Below are 16,757 nucleotides of genomic sequence, written 5' to 3'. Positions count from 1 at the left end.
ATTATCTTTGATTGACGAAACAGGCCCCCAAACGCGCGATTCCATATGGAGCGAGCGGGTGCCTCTGCTTCTTCTCCCCGCCGGGGAGAAGAGACACGCGGCGATGCCGAGCTTGTAACCCCTTCTTTACCCTGCCTTTGAACCTTCCGCTTACCCAAGATGTTAAGCGGATGGATTAGGTTTGCCGCTTATGATGCAGCCATAACAAACAGGCCGCTGAAAAAGCGGGGCACGGGGTGAAATATCATGAAATGCATCGCCGCTTTGCTGGTTCTTGCCGGTTTTGCGCTCGCACCCGCTCAGGCGCGGGCGCCGCACATCAATTTCGGGACACCTGCACTTCAGGGGCAGTGAGAGGGCGAATTCCGTCAGTCGTTGCCGGCGGCGTCACTCAGCACGTCGAGATCGGGCACGGTGATGTGGCGATTGTTCTCGATGCGGATAATGCCTTCCTTGCGCAGCTTTGTCATTTGCCGGCTAACCGTTTCGATGGTGAGTCCGAGGAAATCGGCGATATCGGCGCGTGAAAGCGGCAGGTCGAAGCAGGATTTGTCGTCGTTTTCCGGGTCGATATGGGTGGCGATCATATAAAGGAAGCTGGCAACCTTTTCCTGCGCCGATTTGCGGCCCAGCGTCAGCATCCAGTCGCGCGCCTCGTCCAATTCCTTCAGGGACTGGCTGTGGAGCTTGCGTTCCATATCGGGCACTTCGGAAACCATCCGGTCGACGACGCGGCGCGGGAAGAGACAAATCTCCACATCGGTTGCGGCTTCCGCCGTCATCTTGCTTTCCGCCATGAAGGGTCGGCCGAGAAAGTCCGGTGCGAATTGCAGGCCGACGATCTGCTGGCGGCCATCCGACATCATTTTCGACAGCTTCACCACGCCGTTCAGGATATTGCCGTAGGAGGTGACGAGTTCGCCCTGGCCAAGAAGCTCGTTGCCCGCTTCCAGTTTTTTCCGGCTGGAATGGCGGTTCAGCTCGCAAAGCTGCTGCGGCGTCAGGCTGCTGCAAAGCCCGCCATGGCGCGCCTCGCAGGAGCGACAAACGACGGGTTCTTCCGAATTGTGGATGGTCTTCTGCAGCGTGTCCATAAGCCTTTTCCAATGCTGGCTTTTTCAGGACGATTGCGACCGTGGGTGTCAAATCCGGTCTCATGCAAGGCTTTCGCCACGTAGCCGTCGCCCCTGCGTCTACTTTAGCAAGAACTTACGGTGCAATTTGATTGAAGTCAAAGTTGCAAACTGTCGCAGCCGTTACTGAAAGAGAGGAAATCGACATTTTCTTGATAAAAGGCAAATCGGGCGATGAATACCGAACTTCTTCACAAATATTCGGGTGCAGTGCCGCGTTACACGAGCTATCCGACCGCGCCGCATTTCCACGAGGGAATCGATAATGGCACCTATCGCCGCTGGCTCGGCGCGCTCGGTCACAGGAATCGCCTGTCGCTTTATCTGCATATTCCCTATTGCGACCGGCTTTGCTGGTTCTGCGCCTGCCACACCAAGCACACCCTGAAATACGAACCGATTGCCGTTTATCTTGAAGCACTTAAGCAGGAGATAGAAGCTGTCGGCGCGCTTGTTTCGCCGGATGCGGTGGTGAGCGCCGTGCATTTCGGCGGCGGTTCGCCGACCATGCTGAAGCCGGAGGACATGCAGGACTTGATGGATTGTCTGCGGCGTCATTTCACCTTCGGCCTCGCACCCGAGATCAGCGTCGAGATGGACCCCAACGATCTGGATGACAGCCGCTACGATGCGCTTGCCGCCATCGGCATGTCGCGGGCGAGCCTCGGGGTGCAGGACTTCGATGACAAAGTGCAAAAAACCATCAACCGCATCCAGTCCTTCGAACAGACGAAATCCGTTGTGGATGCGGTGCGGGCGAGGGGTGTTCACTCGGTCAATTGCGACATTCTTTATGGGTTGCCGTTCCAGACCTGCGGGACATTGGAAAAGACGGTGAACCAGATCGTGTCGCTCGACCCCGATCGTATCGCGCTTTTCGGTTATGCGCATGTTCCGTGGATGAAAAAACACCAGTCGCTGATTCAGGAGCACGCCCTGCCGGATATTGCCGAGCGCTACCGCCAGATGACAATGGCGGCGGAGATGCTGAAGCAGGCGGGTTACGAGGCCATCGGCATCGATCATTTCGCCAAGCCGACCGATACATTGTGTCAGGCCGCCGAAGCCGGCGCCCTGCGGCGGAATTTTCAGGGCTATACGACCGACACGGCCGATGCGCTGATCGGGCTTGGCGCATCATCCATCGGCAGGCTGCCGCAGGGTTATGTGCAGAACATGGTGGCGACGGGGGAATATCAGCGGATGGTGGGCGAGGGCGGTCTTGCCGCCGTCAAGGGCATAGAGCTGTCTGAGGACGATCATCTGCGCTCGCATGTCATCGAAAGGCTGATGTGCGATTTCGCTATCGATCTTTCGCAGTTGCAGCACCGTTTCGGAAAGGTGAGCCATTCCGTGAGAGCCCAGGCGCAGCATTTTGCCGCAAGCGACAGGGACGGCGTGGTGCGGATGGACGCCGATATTTTTGCGGTGACGGAGGCTGGAAAGCCCTTCGTGCGTAACATCGCGGCAATCTTCGACGCTTATCTCGGCAATGGACGCGGCCGTCATTCGGTTGCTGTTTAGGCAACAGTTTTGGGGCAAATTTCAAAGTTACGTCACGAAACCATTGGCTTTTTTGTGCGACTTGCCTATGTGGTGCGTCAGACAGGATAATTCATACGAACGACAATAAGGATTATGGGCGTGACAGCTACATTCGACAAGGTTGCCGACATTATCGCCGAAACCAGCGAAATCGACCGCGAAACCATTACGCCGGAGAGCCACACGATCGACGATCTGGGCATCGACAGCCTCGACTTTCTTGATATCGTTTTCGCGATCGACAAGGAATTCGGCATCAAGATTCCGCTCGAGCAGTGGACGCAGGAAGTCAACGAAGGCAAGGTTTCCACCGAAGAATATTTCGTGTTGAAGAACCTTTGCGCCAAGATCGACGAATTGCGCGCAGCCAAGGGCTGATGTGACAATGCCCGCTTGCAGCGGGCATTTTCTTTTGATGCCGCCTGCGGGCAAACCATGACTAACCGACCAGAGACGGGCCGGACGGATGCTGCTTGAATATTTTCAGATGATCGACAAGGTCGAGGCCGTGGACATGGCGACGCGCACGTTGAAGGCGCAGTCTGTCGTTCCCGACAAAAGCCCGGTTTTCGAGGGCCACTTTCCCGGCATGCCGCTCGTTCCGGGCGTGCTTCTGATCGAGACCATGGCGCAGGCTTCCGGCATGCTGGTTCTGGCGTTTTCCGATTTTGCGTCCATGCCGTTCCTGATGTCGGTCGACGGCGCCAAGATGCGTACCTTCGTGGAGCCGGGCGCTGTTCTCGACATCGAGGCGGTGCTGGAGCATGACGGCTCCGGCTTTGCCGTTACCAAGGCGAAGATCACCTCGGATGGCAAGAAGGTCTGCGACGCGCAGCTTAAGCTCAGGACCATGCCCTTCAGCGAAATTCCGCTCGGGCCTATCGTCAAGAAGCGGGCGGAAGAAGTCGGCCTGATGGCGGCGATTGCCGCGGATGCGCAGAAATAAGCGTTTCCGTTCGTTTCGAAGGAGAGCGTTTTTCCCGCCGGCCCGGTTTTTGAGCGCGAAAATCGTGGGCTCGCGACGGCGGATCAGGCCTTCACCATTGCCAATCCGCATCGCGCGCTTTATTCCGCAACGCATGAAGTGGTTGTTCGCGACCGCTGTTGGATAGCCGTGACCGTTTCGACGGGGCCGGCTGCAAAGGATGACAGACGATGAAATCTGACAATGATGTGGTGATAACAGGGGTCGGCATCGTGACCTGTCACGGCGTCGGCAGCCAGGCGCATGTGGCGCTTCTTTCCGGAACCGCCGTGCCGGAGCCGGTGGTCGAGACCGAAAAGTTCAAGCCCTATCCGGTCCATCCCATGCCGGAGATCGACTGGTCCGCGCAGATCGCCAAGCGCGGCGACCAGCGCCAGATGGAAAACTGGCAGCGCCTCGGCGTTTTCGCCGCCGGTCTCGCACTCGACGATGCCGGGCTGAAGGAAGATGCCGAAGCCTGCGCCACCATGGACATGATAGTTGCGGCCGGCGGCGGTGAGCGCGACATCAATGTCGATACGCTGATCGTCGACGAGGCGCTGAAGCGCAATGACCGCGAAAAGCTGCTCAATGAGAAGCTGACGACGGAACTGCGCCCGACGCTGTTTCTCGCCCAGCTTTCCAACCTGATGGCCGGCAATATCTCCATCGTGCACAAGGTCACCGGCTCTTCCCGCACCTTCATGGGCGAGGAAGCGGCCGGCATTTCCGCCGTCGAAACCGCATTTCACCGCATTCGCTCCGGCGAATCGAGCCATGCGCTGGTGGGCGGCGCTTTCTCGGCGGAACGTCCCGACATGATCCTGCTGTTTGAGGCCATCGGCGCGCATGCGCAGGGCGGCTGGCAGCCGCTGTGGTCGCGCGAAGGCCAGGAAGGCGGCGGCATGGTTTCCGGTTCGCTCGGAGCCTTCCTGGTGCTGGAATCGCGCAAGCACGCCAGCGAGCGCGGCGCGCGCATTTATGCCCGCATCGACGCCATCGAGGGCGACCGCGGCAGCCGTGACGAAGGCAAGATGGAAAAGCGCATGGAGCGGCTGCTTGCTCCCGCCAAGGACAGCGCGGCGACCGTCGTGTTTTCCGGCGCGAGCGGTTATGACGGCGTGACGGCCCGCGAGAAGGATATTCTCGAAAAGACCCTTCCGAATGCCGTCATTCGCGGTTTTGGCGGTGTCACCGGTCATGGGCTGGAAGCACAGTTCCCGCTCGGGCTGGCGTTTGCCGCGCTGACGCTTGAAAGCGGCGCGAAGGTGCCTACCTTCGATGCGGCTGAGGAAAAGCCCATGGGCGAGGTGGCCAGCGAAGCCGTCGTCACCACCGTCGGCCATGTGCGCGGCGAAGGTGTCGCCGTTCTGTCCCGCGACGTTTGAGGAGAAAGACCATGACTTCCAATTTCAGGGATCATCTCGGTCGTCCCATCGTCGCCGTCACCGGCATGGGCATCATCACCTCGCTCGGGCAGGGGCTTGCCGATAACTGGGCGGCGCTGACATCGGGAAAATCGGGCATCCACAAGATCACCCGTTTTCCGACCGAAGGGCTTTCGACCCGCATCAGCGGCACGGTGGATTTCATCGATATACCTGTTCCGAATTCCGTCGAGCGTTCTTATGCTTTCGCCCGCGAAACCACCATCGAGGCGCTGGCGCAGGCCGGGATCTCCGGCGATTTCGACGGCCCGCTGTTTCTCGCAGCGCCGCCTATCGAGCCGGAATGGAGCGCCCGTTTCGAGCTTGCCGACCGGTCTCCGCCGGCCGCCCAGCCGGGCGATGCTTATGAACGGTTCCTGACGGCTTTCCGCCAGCGTCCCGACCCGGCATTCCAGGAAGCCGCCCTGTTCGGCGCGATTTCCGAGCGTCTTTCCGACCGTTTCGGTACACGCGGCCTGCCGGTCACGCTTTCCACCGCCTGTGCATCTGGCGCGACCGCGATCCAGCTCGGTGTCGAGGCTATCCGCCAGGGCCGCACCGAGCGGGCGCTGACGGTTGCGACCGACGGTTCGGTCAGTGCCGAGGCGCTCATTCGTTTCTCGCTTCTCTCCGCGCTTTCGACCCAGAACGACCCGCCGGAAAAGGCCTCCAAGCCGTTTAGCAAGGACCGCGACGGTTTCGTGATCGCCGAAGGTGCGGCGACGCTGGTGCTGGAATCGCTCGAAGCTGCGGTTGCACGCGGTGCGAAGGTGCTGGGCATCATCAAGGGTGCTGGCGAGAAGGCCGACAGCTTCCACCGCACGCGGTCTTCGCCCGATGGCGGCCCGGCGATTGCGACGATCCGCGCGGCGCTGGCCGATGCGGGCGTGGCCGAAAGCGATATCGGTTACATCAACGCCCATGGCACTTCGACGCCCGAGAACGACAAGATGGAATATGGCTCCATGCTCGCCGTCTTCGGCGAGGGCCTGAAGGATATTCCGCTGTCGTCCAACAAGTCGATGATCGGCCATACCCTGACCGCCGCAGGCGCCGTGGAAGCGGTGTTCTCGCTGCAGACCATGCTGACCGGCACGCTGCCGCCGACGATCAACTACAACAATCCCGATCCGACCATCACGCTCGACGTGGTGCCGAATGTGAAGCGGGATGCTCAGGTGAGTGCGGTTCTGTCCAACTCCTTCGGGTTCGGCGGGCAGAATGCAAGCCTTGTCATGACGCGGGAACCGGCTTAACCGGTTTCGCCATCAACAGGAGCGTTTCCCGGGCAACTGCGGAAACGCTCTCGCTTCTTTGATTACGCATTCCGGCCGCAAAACGGTTACAGAGTTTTGCTGGAATCGCACTAGAGATTAACGCCTTCGGGCGAAGGACTGATATATGCGCGCTCTTCAACTCGTGGACGACCGGAAGCTCGAAAAAGTGGACCTGCCCGAACCGGATGCACCGGCGCCGGGCGAGGTGACGCTGCGCGTCAAGGCGGTTGCGCTCAACCACATCGATGTATGGGGCTGGCGTGGCATGGCTTTCGCCAAGCGCAAGATGCCGCTGACCATCGGTGCCGAGGCTTCGGGCGTGGTCGAAGCCATCGGTCCGGGCGTTTCGAATGTGCTGCCCGGCCAGCTCGTGTCGATCTACGGTGCGCGCACCTGCGGGCTGTGCAAGCCCTGTCGCGAAGGCCGTGACAATCTGTGCGAACATGTGCAGGGTGTGCACGGTTTCCACCTTGATGGTTTCGCGCAGGAAAAGATCAATATTCCCGCCCGCCAGCTCGTGCCTGCGCCGCATGGCGTCGATGCCGTTGCTGCGGCTCTCGCACCGGTGACCTTCGGCACGGTCGAACACATGCTGTTCGACAATGGCAAGCTTGAGCCGGGCGAAACGATCCTCATCCATGCTGGCGGTTCCGGCATCGGCACGGCGGCGATCCAGCTTGCCAAGAAGATGGGCTGTACCGTCATTACCACTGTCGGTTCCGACGACAAGATCGAACGGGCGAAGGCGCTGGGCGCCGACCACGTTATCAACTACCGCACCGACCGTTTCGAAGGCGTCGTGCGCAAGCTGACGAAAAAGAAGGGTGTCGACGTGGTGTTCGAACATGTCGGCAAGGACACCTTCGTCGCCTCGATGTTCTCGCTGAAGCGTGGCGGCCGTCTCGTCACCTGCGGTTCCACGTCGGGCGTTTCCACCGAAATCAACCTAATGATGCTGTTCCAGCAGCAGCTGAAGCTGCTTGGCTCCTTCGGCTGCCGCATGGAAAACATGGCCAACGCCATGCAGAAGATGGCGCGCGGCATCGTTCATCCCGTCATCGACACCGAAGTCACCTTCGACGATATCGACCGGGCGCTGGAGCGCATGGAGACGCGTCAGGTGTTCGGCAAGATCGTTCTGCGGATGGACTGAACATCTTGAAGCTGTTCCTGACACGGATTGTCCTGAAACTGGACCACTTCCGGCAGTGGCTGATTGCGACATTCGCCTTCGGCCTTCTCAACCTGCTGAAGCTTTTTCCCGCCGATGCGGGCATTCGCGCCGCCGACCGGCTGGCGCGCTGGGTGGGGCCGAAAACCGGCCGCCACAGGCTGATGCTCCATAATCTAGCGCGCGCCTTTCCGGAGAAATCCGAGGAGGAGCGGCTAGAGATCGCCATGGATAGCTGGGCCAATATGGGCCGGCTTGCGGCGGAATATGTGTTTCTCGACCGGCTGTTCGATTTCGATCCGGAAAAGAACGAACCGGGCCGCATCGAGGTCGAGGGCATTCCGACCTTCCTCGAGCTGCGCGACAATCCGCGGCCCTTCATCGTCTTTACCGCCCATAGCGGCAATTTCGAATTGCTGCCGGTGGCCGGCTCGGCTTTCGGTCTCGATGTAACGGTGCTGTTTCGTCCGCCGAACAATCCTTTCGTGGCCGACAAGGTGTTCAATTTCCGCAAGGAGCGCATGGGCAATCTCGTGCCGTCGCACGCCGGTTCCTCTTTCGCGCTTGCGCGGCAGCTGGAAAAGGGCGGTGGCGTCGGCGTGCTCGTCGACCAGAAGTTCGGCAAGGGTCTGACAACGAAGTTCTTCGGCCTTGAAGTCCGCACCAATCCGCTGCTTGCCAAGCTGGTGCGGCAGTTCAACTGCGATGTCTATCCGGCCCGTTGCGTGCGTCTTCCCGACAATCGCTACAGGCTGGAAATAGAGCCCAGGGTTGAAATTCCGCGCGATGAGAAGGGCAATGTCGACATTCAGGCGACGGCGCAGCTTCTGAACGACAAGGTGGAAAGCTGGGTGCGCGAATACCCCGGACAATGGCTGTGGTATCACGATCGCTGGGACGTGAAGCACCAGATTTGAGGTGACTGCCGTGCGGCCGGATTTTCCGCGCCTTTCACGAAATTCGGCCGGGAAACCGTGCGTTTTGGTGTTTTTCCATATTAGCGGAACCTCATTTTTCGTTCATGGATTATCGAAATTGAAAAATTGGCGGCTGCTGTGATATTTTGGACAACAATCCCCGCGGCGTTCCTGCGTTTCGTTACGTCATTTTTAAGTGCAAAGACGCTATAATCAGGGGGCAAAGGGTTAATCCGTTCGCATTGGGAACCGGGTTATGCCCGTTCAGGGAGAGTTGGGTTGAAAGATTTGATTGAGTTGTTCTGGCTGCGTTATACGGAACTGCAATCTGCCGTTGGTAAGAACGAAGCCGACAAGATCGCAGTGCTGGAGCGTGAACTGGAGCAGCTTCTCGAGCGGGTCGTCGGACGCAAGACAGAAAATTCCGAAGATATTCGCGAGCAGTTTCGTTTTGCCATCGACCTCCTCAACCACGAGGCGGAAGATCTGGGCTGCGTCCAGCGCAACTCCGAGCTTCTGCGGACGCTCGTTGATCGTTACGTCGGCATGCCTTCGAAGGCCAAAGTCGTTGGTGACGAGGACGAGGACACGCTGGAGTGGCACCATCGCCACCTGATCCTCGATGAAGACATGCTCAACGATCTGGACGATCCTGTCGTGATCGTTACACCCGGCTATCGCGTTTCGTTCGCCAATTCTCTTGACGCATTTCAGCGCAATGCGCCGGAAGGGCTTGTGGGTTGCCATATTGCGGAACTGGTTGGCGTCCACCGTTTCCAGAACGATCTCAGGGACAAGCTCGACAATTGTTTCAAGGGCGATACGTCGAAGTATACCTACGCGGAAGACCAGAACGGCCGCACGATCGTGAAATCGTTGGAAATGTCGCCGTGTTATTCATCTGCCTACAAGCTTGTTGGCGCGATGGTCGTCATCCGTGAAATCGAGGATCGCAGACGCCGCGCCACGGCATGACGCTGCACGTCCGTCTCTGACGACACTCCCGTTTATTTTGGGAATATCGTTTCCCATATCGCGGCGATGGACCATGCGGATGATGCATCCGCAAGGAGCTTTGTCGCCATGGCCAGGCAGGAAAGCACCAGCAGAGGGCGGATGATCTTGGCGCCGTTCTTCATGGCGAAGCGGGAGCCTATCTGTGCGCCGATGAACTGGCCGACGCCCATGGCGAGGCCGAGCTTCCACAAAACCGCACCGCCTATCGCAAACACGACGAAACCGCCGAAGTTCGAGCCGAGGTTCAGAAGCTTGGTGTGGGCGGTTGCTTTCAACATGCCGAAACCGGCAAGCGCCACGAAGGCGAGCATGTAGAAGGATCCCGCGCCGGGGCCGAAAACGCCGTCGTAAAAGCCCACCAGCGGCGCGACGGTGAAGCCGAACACGAAAGGTGTGATGCGGCGATGGCTGTCGATATCGCTGATCTGTGGCTTGAAGGCGAAATAGATCGCAATCGCGATCAGCAGGAACGGCATGATGGTGCGCAGCAGGTCCGACGGCACGAAGGCGGCGGTGACCGCACCGAGCCCGCCGCCAAGCATGGCCATGACGGCCATGGGCAATTGTTCCCTCAGATTGACATGGCCGCGCCGGGCATAGGCGATGGTGGCGGAGGCAGAGCCGAACTGCGATTGCAGCTTGTTGGTGCCGAGCGTATCGAGCGGTGCAATGCCCATGATCAGCATCGCCGGAATGGTGATGAGACCGCCACCACCGGCGATGGAATCGATAAAGCCGGCAAAGATGGCGACGCAGAAAAGGACGATAAATACGTTGAGGGCGATGTCTTGCACTGGGGATGTCCGGGCAGGCGGCGGGAGAGGGCTTCTTCTTTCACTGAAAAGACCGCCACGCAATATTTTTCTGCATGATATGCCGCCTGCGGGGGGATTGCGGTGTTGCCGCTTATCGTTATGTTTCCGTGGCGCGTCGCCGGCAGAAGAGGATGGCGCTTGAAGACATATGGATGAGGGCATTATGCATAAAGTGATATTCGATACGGATCCCGGTGTAGACGACGCCATGGCGCTTCTGTTCCTGCACCGCCACCCCGATATCGATCTGATCGGCGTCACCACGGTTTTCGGCAACGCCCCCATCGATATCACCACCCGCAATGCGCTTTTCCTCAAGCGGGAATGGCAGATGACCGCGCCGGTTGCGAGAGGCGCCGGCGTGACTTTCGATCCCGCCCGCAAGGAAGGCCATTGGCCGACCTTTATCCACGGCGAAAACGGTCTCGGCGATATCGATATCCCTGAAACCATCGATCTGCCGCTCGATCCGCGCCCGGCGCATCGCTTCATCATCGAGACGGTGAAGGCCAATCCCGGCGAGGTGACGCTGATCGCCGTCGGCCGCATGACCAATCTGGCGCTGGCACTGCGTGAGGAACCGGATTTCGCCGCGCTGGTGAAGGAAGTGATCGTCATGGGCGGCGCCTTCGACATGAACGGCAATGTCTCGCCGGCGGCCGAAGCCAATATTCACGGCGATCCGGAAGCGGCCGATCTCGTCTTCACCGCGCCCTGGCGCGTTGTCGTCGTCGGTCTGGACGTGACGACGAAAACCGTGATGACCAGCGCCTTCATGGCGGAGATGGCAGAGGCCGGCGGCAAGCCCGTGCAGCTGCTTTCCGACCTGTCGCAATTCTATATCGATTTCTACAAGACCCGCACCGGCGACGGCATGGTGGTGCATGACAGCTGCGCCTGCGTTTATCTCGTCGCGCCGGAACTGTTTACCACCCGCAGCGGCCCGGTGCGTGTCGTGTGCGGCGGTCTTGCCGACGGCCAGACGATCCAGAAGCCGGATGGCCGCGCCTTTCCGCCTGGCGACTGGGACGGGCATCCGAGCCAGCTCATCTGCACGGATATCGAGCCGGAGCGCGTGCTTTCGGTCATCCGCGCGGCAATTGTGAAGGGTGAGCGCGGCTGAACGACAGGAATGGCCGTTCTTGAGCATGGCTTGCCTTGCATTTTCCAAGAATCTGGCGTTATGCAAGTTCCCTGATCATAGTGCGCGATCCGCCTTGCCGGCGGGCCTGAGAAGGCCGTGCCGGAAGGACGGGCGGATCACCGCTATGCGGCGTGGGCCGAGAAAAGCCTTGTAGGTTTTCCCGTGCTTTGCGCTACAATGAATAACGCCTGCCGGGTCGGTTCGTGTCGGCGGCGTTTAACAACAAAAAACGAACCTTCGTTATGGGCCGGCAGAACCGGTCCATTCCCATGAGGAAAGAGATGGAAGAGTTTCACAAGGTCCGGCGTCTGCCGCAATACGTCTTCGAACAGGTCAACCGTTTGAAAGCGAGCGCGCGAGCGGCCGGGGCCGATATCATCGATCTCGGCATGGGCAATCCCGACCTTCCGACCCCGAAGGCCATCGTCGACAAGCTTTGCGAGGTCGTTCAGGACCCGCGTACCCATCGTTATTCCTCGTCCAAGGGCATTCCCGGCCTTCGCCGCGCGCAGGCAGCCTATTATGCCCGCCGTTTCGGCGTGAAGCTGAACCCCGACACGCAGGTCGTCGCCACGCTCGGCTCCAAGGAAGGCTTCGCCAATATGGCGCAGGCCATTACCGCGCCGGGTGACGTGATCCTGTGTCCGAACCCCACCTATCCGATCCATGCCTTCGGCTTCCTGATGGCGGGCGGCGTTATCCGTTCGATGAATGTAGAGCCGGATGACAGCTTCTTCGGGCCACTGGAGCGCGCGGTGCGCCACTCCATTCCGAAGCCGCTGGCGCTGATCGTCAACTATCCGTCGAACCCGACGGCGCATGTCGCCTCGCTGGATTTCTACAGGGACGTCATCGCCTTTGCGAAGAAGCACGAGATCATCGTGCTTTCCGACCTTGCCTATTCGGAAATCTATTTCGACGAAAACAATCCGCCGCCATCGGTTCTCGAAGTTCCCGGCGCAATCGACGTTGCGGTGGAATTCACTTCCATGTCGAAGACCTTCTCCATGCCCGGCTGGCGCATGGGCTTTGCCGTTGGCAATGAGCGGCTGATCGCGGCTCTGACCCGCGTGAAGTCCTATCTCGACTATGGCGCCTTCACGCCGATCCAGGTTGCGGCCACCCATGCGCTGAACGGTGACGGTTCCGACATCGCCGAAGTGCGCAGCGTTTATCGCCGCCGCCGCGATGTGATGGTCGACACCTTCGGCAAGGCCGGTTTCGAGGTTCCGCCGCCGGCGGCGACGATGTTCGCCTGGGCGAAGATCCCGGAAAAGTTCCGCCATCTCGGCAGCCTGGAATTCTCCAAGCTTCTGGTCGAGAAGGCAGATATTGCCGTTGCTCCCGGCATCGGCTTTGGCGAAATGGGCGATGATTACGTCCGTCTCGCGCTCGTGGAAAACGAGCATCGAATTCGTCAGGCAGCGCGCAATCTGAAGCGTTTCCTGTCGAGCGCAGACGAAACGATGCATAACGTCGTTTCGCTCAACGCCCACAGATAAGGGCAACCGAAGGCGGCCGGGCCTCGGCCGCCACCATCATCAGCAAATCAGGAACATACCCATGGCAGATTCATTGAGAATCGGCATAGCGGGGCTCGGCACTGTCGGCGCTTCGCTCGTGCGCATCCTCCAGCAGAGAAGCAACGAACTTGCGATTACCTGCGGACGCGCGATTGAGATTATTGCGGTGAGCGCGCGCGACCGTTCGCGTGACCGCGGCATCGATCTCAAGGGTATTACCTGGTTCGACACGCCGGAGCAGCTGGCGAGCGAAGCCGAGATCGACGTCTTCGTCGAACTGGTCGGCGGTGCTTCCGGTCAGGCGGAAAATGCGGTGCGCGCGGCACTTGCACGCGGTCTCCATGTGGTGACAGCCAACAAGGCGCTGCTGGCCAAGCATGGCGTCGAACTGGCGACCATTGCCGAAGACAAGGGCGCGCTTCTCAATTTCGAAGCGGCGGTGGCCGGCGGTATCCCCGTCATCAAGGCGCTGCGTGAGTCTCTCACCGGCAACCATGTGTCGCGCATCTATGGCATCATGAACGGTACCTGCAACTACATCCTGACCAAGATGGAGAAGGAAGGGCTGTCCTTCGAGGCCTGTCTGAAGGAAGCGCAGCGGCTGGGTTATGCCGAAGCCGATCCTGCCTTCGATATCGAGGGCAACGATACCGCCCACAAGCTGGCCATCCTGACGACGCTTGCCTTCGGCAACAAGATTTCGGCCGACGACATCTATCTGGAAGGCATCACCAATATCTCCAGCGAGGACATTCAGGCGGCCGCCGAACTCGGTTACCGCATCAAGCTTCTCGGCGTGGCGCAGGTGACCGAATCCGGCATCGAGCAGCGCGTGCATCCGACCATGGTGCCGCTCGATTCCGTTATCGCCCAGGTGGATGGCGTGACCAATGCGGTGGCGATCGAATCCGACATCCTCGGCGAATTGTTGATGGTTGGCCCAGGTGCGGGCGGCAACGCCACGGCGTCTGCCGTGCTCGGCGACATTGCCGATATCGCCAAGAGCCGTCCGGGCGCCCAGCAGGTGCCGGTGCTCGGCCGTCCGGCGAAATCGCTGACGGAATACCGCCGCGCCAAGATGAAGAGCCATGAGGGGGGGTATTTCATTCGCCTCACGGTGAAGGATCAGGCCGGCGTCTTCGCCTCCATCGCCACCCGCATGGCGGATAACAACATCTCGCTGGAATCCATCGTGCAGCGTCAGCGCGTGCATGTGGAAGGCGCGCCGCAGACCATCATTCTCGTTACCCACGCGACGATGGAAGATGCGATCCGCAAGGCCGTGAAGGCGATCAAGAACGAGAAATATCTCGTCAGCGAGCCGCAGGTCATCCGCATCGAGCGCACCTGAGACGCTTCGTCATCTTGATGTTATCGAGGGCCGCGCTTCCGGATGGAGGCGCGGTTTTTCGTTCTATGGCTGCCTGCATCGTGCCGGTAGTCTCGCGCCCATAAAATTTGGGGGGACGGCGTCGGAAGCGCTGGAAAACAAGGCGATTCGGCACTATGGTTAATTCTGTTCACCAAGCGAGGGAGGCGTGGCCGTGACATCGATCATCCTGTTCAAGGACAATAAGCGCGCAGGCGTTGCGGCCGCCCATCACCGGGCGCGGCCTCACAATGCCAATGACAATATTCGCAGCATGGAATTCGATATGGGGGAACATGAGCGCAACTGGTGTTCGCTTGCCGTGTTCTCGCTGCTACTGCTTGTTGGCGCTGTCTCGATCGTCAGCCCGTTTTTTTCGATTTTTTCGGTGTGAATCCTCATAAGCGCGTTTTTGCTTGAAAAACGCGTCATCGCCATTTAGCCCGTTTTAAAGCGCGATTGGGCGCATGACAGGATGAATGGACAGGATGGCAATGATGGAGCCGGCCGATACCGTGGCCCGCGCGTTTCTAAGCGTGGAGCGGTCGGCGACAGAACAGCGCTGGGTGTCGCGGCTGGATCAGGCCGGGCAGAACCGCGCGCTGGCCATGTCCCAGATCCACGCCATTCCAGAACTGATCGCACGGGTGCTTGCCGGGCGCGGTGTGGGTGTCGATGACGCCCTGGCGTTCCTCGATCCGACCATTCGTTCCCTAATGCCCGATCCGCATGTGCTGACCGATTGCGAAAAGGCCGCCGAGCGGTTGGTCCGGGCCATCGAGACAGGGGAGAAGGTGGCAATCTTTGGCGACTACGATGTCGACGGCGCTGCTTCCTCCGCTTTGATGTACCGGTTTCTCGCGCATTTCGGTCTGACACCGGAAATCTATATTCCCGACCGTATTTTCGAGGGCTATGGGCCGAACCCGGCGGCGATGCAGCAGCTTGCCGCCAATGGTGCGACGCTGATCGTGACGGTCGATTGCGGCTCCACCAGCCATGAATCGCTGAAGGCCGCCAGGGATGCGGGAACGGATGTGGTGGTGATCGACCACCATCAGGTCGGCACGGAGCTGCCGCCGGCCGTCGCGCTGGTCAATCCCAACCGCGAGGACGATCTTTCGGGGCAGGGGCATCTCTGTGCCGCCGGCGTCGTGTTCCTCGTGCTGGTGGCCACCCTGCGGCTGTTGAAAGAGAGGCGGCACAGGCAGGCTTTCACGCTCGATCTGCTATCGCTTCTCGATATCGTCGCGCTTGCCACCGTGTGCGATGTGGTGCCGCTGAAGGGGCTCAACCGCGCCTATGTGGTGAAGGGGCTGATTGCCGCGCGCCATATGAACAATGCCGGGCTCGCTGCTCTCTTCAAGAAGGCGGGGCTGGGCGGACCTGTGACGCCGTATCATTTCGGTTTCCTGATCGGGCCGCGCATCAATGCCGGCGGCCGCATCGGCGACGCTGCGCTCGGCAGCCGTCTCCTGACCATCGATGATGCTTCGCAGGCCGAGGTCATTGCCGAGAGGCTGGATGAGCTGAACCGCGAGCGGCAGGCGATGGAAGCCGCCATGCTGGCGGAAGCAGAGGCGGAGGCGCTGTTCGAATATGGCGACGGCTCGGGTGCGGGCGTCATCGTGACTGCGCGTGAAAACTGGCATCCCGGCATTGTCGGTCTGCTTGCCTCGCGTCTGAAGGATCGCTTCCGTCGTCCCGCCTTCGCCATTGCCTTCGATCCCTCCGGCAAGGGCACCGGTTCCGGCCGTTCGATCAACGGCTTCGATATGGGGCGCATGGTGCGCGCCGCCGTGGAGGCCGGGTTGCTGGTCAAGGGCGGCGGGCATGCCATGGCGGCCGGACTGACGGTGGAGCGCGCCAATCTCGGTAAGCTCAGGACTTTCTTCGAGGAAGCGGCGGCAAAGACCGTGAACGAGCTGGTAGAAAGCAGCGTGCTGAAGATCGACGGCGCTATCGGCGCGTCGGGTGCCACATTGCAGCTTGTCGACCAGTTGGAGCAGGCCGGTCCATATGGCTCCGGTCATTCGCAGCCCATCTTTGCCGTACCGGCGCATCGCCTGCGCGATGTGCGGCTTGTGGGGACAGCTCACGTCAAGATCACGCTGGAGGCCATGGACGGCTCACGACTGGATGGCATCGCGTTTCGCGCCGCAGAAGCGCCTCTGGGGCAGATGCTGCTGAATGCGCGTGGCAGGAACATTCACGTCGCTGGCACCGTGGGCGCCGATCTCTGGCAGGGCCAGAGGCGCGTTCAACTGCGCGTTCTGGACGCTGCTTTTGCGCCCTGACTTTGCGCACTGACAGGGCCTTCCAGCTATCCTGGAATTTCACCGGACACCGGCCCAGGCGAGCGGACGAGGCGCAACGAAACTTCTTTACGCGAAGTGTGAAGATTTTCGTGCAGACAGCTGATTTTAAAGGAGAAGCAAGTGGCACGCCCTAGGGG

The 16,757-nt window shown here is 60.1% G+C and carries 15 protein-coding genes; 13 read left to right on the top strand and 2 right to left on the bottom strand.

The window, feature by feature from the left end:
* Nucleotides 1-368: 368 nt before the first annotated feature.
* A complete protein-coding gene (fnrN, locus tag ACQZ5K_RS07410; protein ID WP_338810378.1) occupies nucleotides 369-1,094 on the bottom strand; it encodes a transcriptional regulator FnrN in 726 nt (241 codons plus the stop codon).
* A gap of 213 nt (nucleotides 1,095-1,307) precedes the next feature.
* Here fnrN and hemN point away from each other — a divergent pair, with 213 nt between their 5' ends.
* From hemN to ACQZ5K_RS07370, 8 genes are all read left to right on the top strand, one after another.
* A complete protein-coding gene (gene hemN / locus ACQZ5K_RS07405) occupies nucleotides 1,308-2,657 on the top strand; it encodes an oxygen-independent coproporphyrinogen III oxidase (RefSeq protein WP_448740017.1) in 1,350 nt (449 codons plus the stop codon).
* A gap of 114 nt (nucleotides 2,658-2,771) precedes the next feature.
* Nucleotides 2,772-3,056 carry an acyl carrier protein gene (locus ACQZ5K_RS07400; protein ID WP_003495848.1) on the top strand — a complete coding sequence of 95 codons (285 nt, stop codon included), beginning with the start codon at nucleotides 2,772-2,774 and terminating at the stop codon, nucleotides 3,054-3,056.
* Nucleotides 3,057-3,144: 88 nt separating this feature from the next.
* On the top strand, nucleotides 3,145-3,624 hold the full coding sequence (locus tag ACQZ5K_RS07395) for a 3-hydroxyacyl-ACP dehydratase FabZ family protein (protein WP_080816951.1): 480 nt from the start codon (nucleotides 3,145-3,147) through the stop codon (nucleotides 3,622-3,624).
* Nucleotides 3,625-3,833: 209 nt separating this feature from the next.
* Complete coding sequence (locus tag ACQZ5K_RS07390; protein WP_448740016.1) at nucleotides 3,834-5,030, top strand: beta-ketoacyl-ACP synthase; 1,197 nt, start codon at nucleotides 3,834-3,836, stop codon at nucleotides 5,028-5,030.
* Nucleotides 5,031-5,041: 11 nt separating this feature from the next.
* On the top strand, nucleotides 5,042-6,325 hold the full coding sequence (locus ACQZ5K_RS07385) for a beta-ketoacyl-ACP synthase (RefSeq protein WP_003524844.1): 1,284 nt from the start codon (nucleotides 5,042-5,044) through the stop codon (nucleotides 6,323-6,325).
* A gap of 145 nt (nucleotides 6,326-6,470) precedes the next feature.
* Nucleotides 6,471-7,499, top strand: coding sequence for a zinc-binding dehydrogenase (locus tag ACQZ5K_RS07380; RefSeq protein ID WP_448740015.1), 1,029 nt, complete (start codon nucleotides 6,471-6,473; stop codon nucleotides 7,497-7,499).
* A 5-nt stretch (nucleotides 7,500-7,504) separates the two neighbouring features.
* Nucleotides 7,505-8,434: a lipid A biosynthesis lauroyl acyltransferase gene (locus ACQZ5K_RS07375; RefSeq protein WP_448740014.1), complete on the top strand. Its 930-nt coding sequence runs from the start codon at nucleotides 7,505-7,507 to the stop codon at nucleotides 8,432-8,434.
* Between the two features lie 279 nt (nucleotides 8,435-8,713).
* The gene (locus ACQZ5K_RS07370) at nucleotides 8,714-9,409 is read left to right on the top strand and encodes a hypothetical protein (RefSeq protein ID WP_035240634.1); all 696 of its coding nucleotides are present in this window, start codon (nucleotides 8,714-8,716) and stop codon (nucleotides 9,407-9,409) included.
* A 32-nt stretch (nucleotides 9,410-9,441) separates the two neighbouring features.
* Here the strand turns inward: ACQZ5K_RS07370 and ACQZ5K_RS07365 are convergent, their stop codons facing one another.
* A complete protein-coding gene (locus ACQZ5K_RS07365) occupies nucleotides 9,442-10,245 on the bottom strand; it encodes a TSUP family transporter (protein ID WP_448740013.1) in 804 nt (267 codons plus the stop codon).
* A 184-nt stretch (nucleotides 10,246-10,429) separates the two neighbouring features.
* On the opposite strand from ACQZ5K_RS07365, the gene ACQZ5K_RS07360 reads away from it, so the two are divergent.
* The 5 genes from ACQZ5K_RS07360 (at nucleotide 10,430) to recJ (ending at nucleotide 16,599) form a co-directional block, all read left to right on the top strand.
* On the top strand, nucleotides 10,430-11,389 hold the full coding sequence (locus tag ACQZ5K_RS07360; RefSeq protein WP_059758720.1) for a nucleoside hydrolase: 960 nt from the start codon (nucleotides 10,430-10,432) through the stop codon (nucleotides 11,387-11,389).
* Nucleotides 11,390-11,691: 302 nt separating this feature from the next.
* A complete protein-coding gene (locus ACQZ5K_RS07355) occupies nucleotides 11,692-12,912 on the top strand; it encodes an LL-diaminopimelate aminotransferase (RefSeq protein WP_448740012.1) in 1,221 nt (406 codons plus the stop codon).
* A gap of 61 nt (nucleotides 12,913-12,973) precedes the next feature.
* Nucleotides 12,974-14,284, top strand: a complete 1,311-nt coding sequence (locus ACQZ5K_RS07350; RefSeq protein ID WP_003524852.1) for a homoserine dehydrogenase — start codon at nucleotides 12,974-12,976, stop codon at nucleotides 14,282-14,284.
* A 187-nt stretch (nucleotides 14,285-14,471) separates the two neighbouring features.
* Nucleotides 14,472-14,696, top strand: a complete 225-nt coding sequence (locus ACQZ5K_RS07345) for a hypothetical protein (RefSeq protein ID WP_003524853.1) — start codon at nucleotides 14,472-14,474, stop codon at nucleotides 14,694-14,696.
* 94 nt (nucleotides 14,697-14,790) lie between these two features.
* Nucleotides 14,791-16,599, top strand: a complete 1,809-nt coding sequence (gene recJ / locus ACQZ5K_RS07340; RefSeq protein ID WP_236780859.1) for a single-stranded-DNA-specific exonuclease RecJ — start codon at nucleotides 14,791-14,793, stop codon at nucleotides 16,597-16,599.
* Nucleotides 16,600-16,757: the final 158 nt, after the last annotated feature.

This window comes from Agrobacterium sp. 22-226-1 (assembly GCF_053522345.1).
This window is presented reverse-complemented; position numbering and strand designations above follow the sequence as displayed.

Excerpts from the sequence above, each read along its gene's own strand:
- ACQZ5K_RS07395 (WP_080816951.1), top strand. The coding sequence starts at position 3,145 with ATGCTGCTTGAATATTTTCAGATGATCGACAAGGTCGAGGCCGTGGAC.
- ACQZ5K_RS07390 (WP_448740016.1), top strand. The coding sequence starts at position 3,834 with ATGAAATCTGACAATGATGTGGTGATAACAGGGGTCGGCATCGTGACC.
- fnrN (WP_338810378.1), bottom strand. The coding sequence starts at position 1,094 with ATGGACACGCTGCAGAAGACCATCCACAATTCGGAAGAACCCGTCGTT.
- ACQZ5K_RS07400 (WP_003495848.1), top strand. The coding sequence starts at position 2,772 with ATGGGCGTGACAGCTACATTCGACAAGGTTGCCGACATTATCGCCGAA.
- recJ (WP_236780859.1), top strand. The coding sequence starts at position 14,791 with ATGGCAATGATGGAGCCGGCCGATACCGTGGCCCGCGCGTTTCTAAGC.
- ACQZ5K_RS07350 (WP_003524852.1), top strand. The coding sequence starts at position 12,974 with ATGGCAGATTCATTGAGAATCGGCATAGCGGGGCTCGGCACTGTCGGC.
- ACQZ5K_RS07380 (WP_448740015.1), top strand. The coding sequence starts at position 6,471 with ATGCGCGCTCTTCAACTCGTGGACGACCGGAAGCTCGAAAAAGTGGAC.
- ACQZ5K_RS07355 (WP_448740012.1), top strand. The coding sequence starts at position 11,692 with ATGGAAGAGTTTCACAAGGTCCGGCGTCTGCCGCAATACGTCTTCGAA.
- ACQZ5K_RS07360 (WP_059758720.1), top strand. The coding sequence starts at position 10,430 with ATGCATAAAGTGATATTCGATACGGATCCCGGTGTAGACGACGCCATG.
- ACQZ5K_RS07385 (WP_003524844.1), top strand. The coding sequence starts at position 5,042 with ATGACTTCCAATTTCAGGGATCATCTCGGTCGTCCCATCGTCGCCGTC.
- hemN (WP_448740017.1), top strand. The coding sequence starts at position 1,308 with ATGAATACCGAACTTCTTCACAAATATTCGGGTGCAGTGCCGCGTTAC.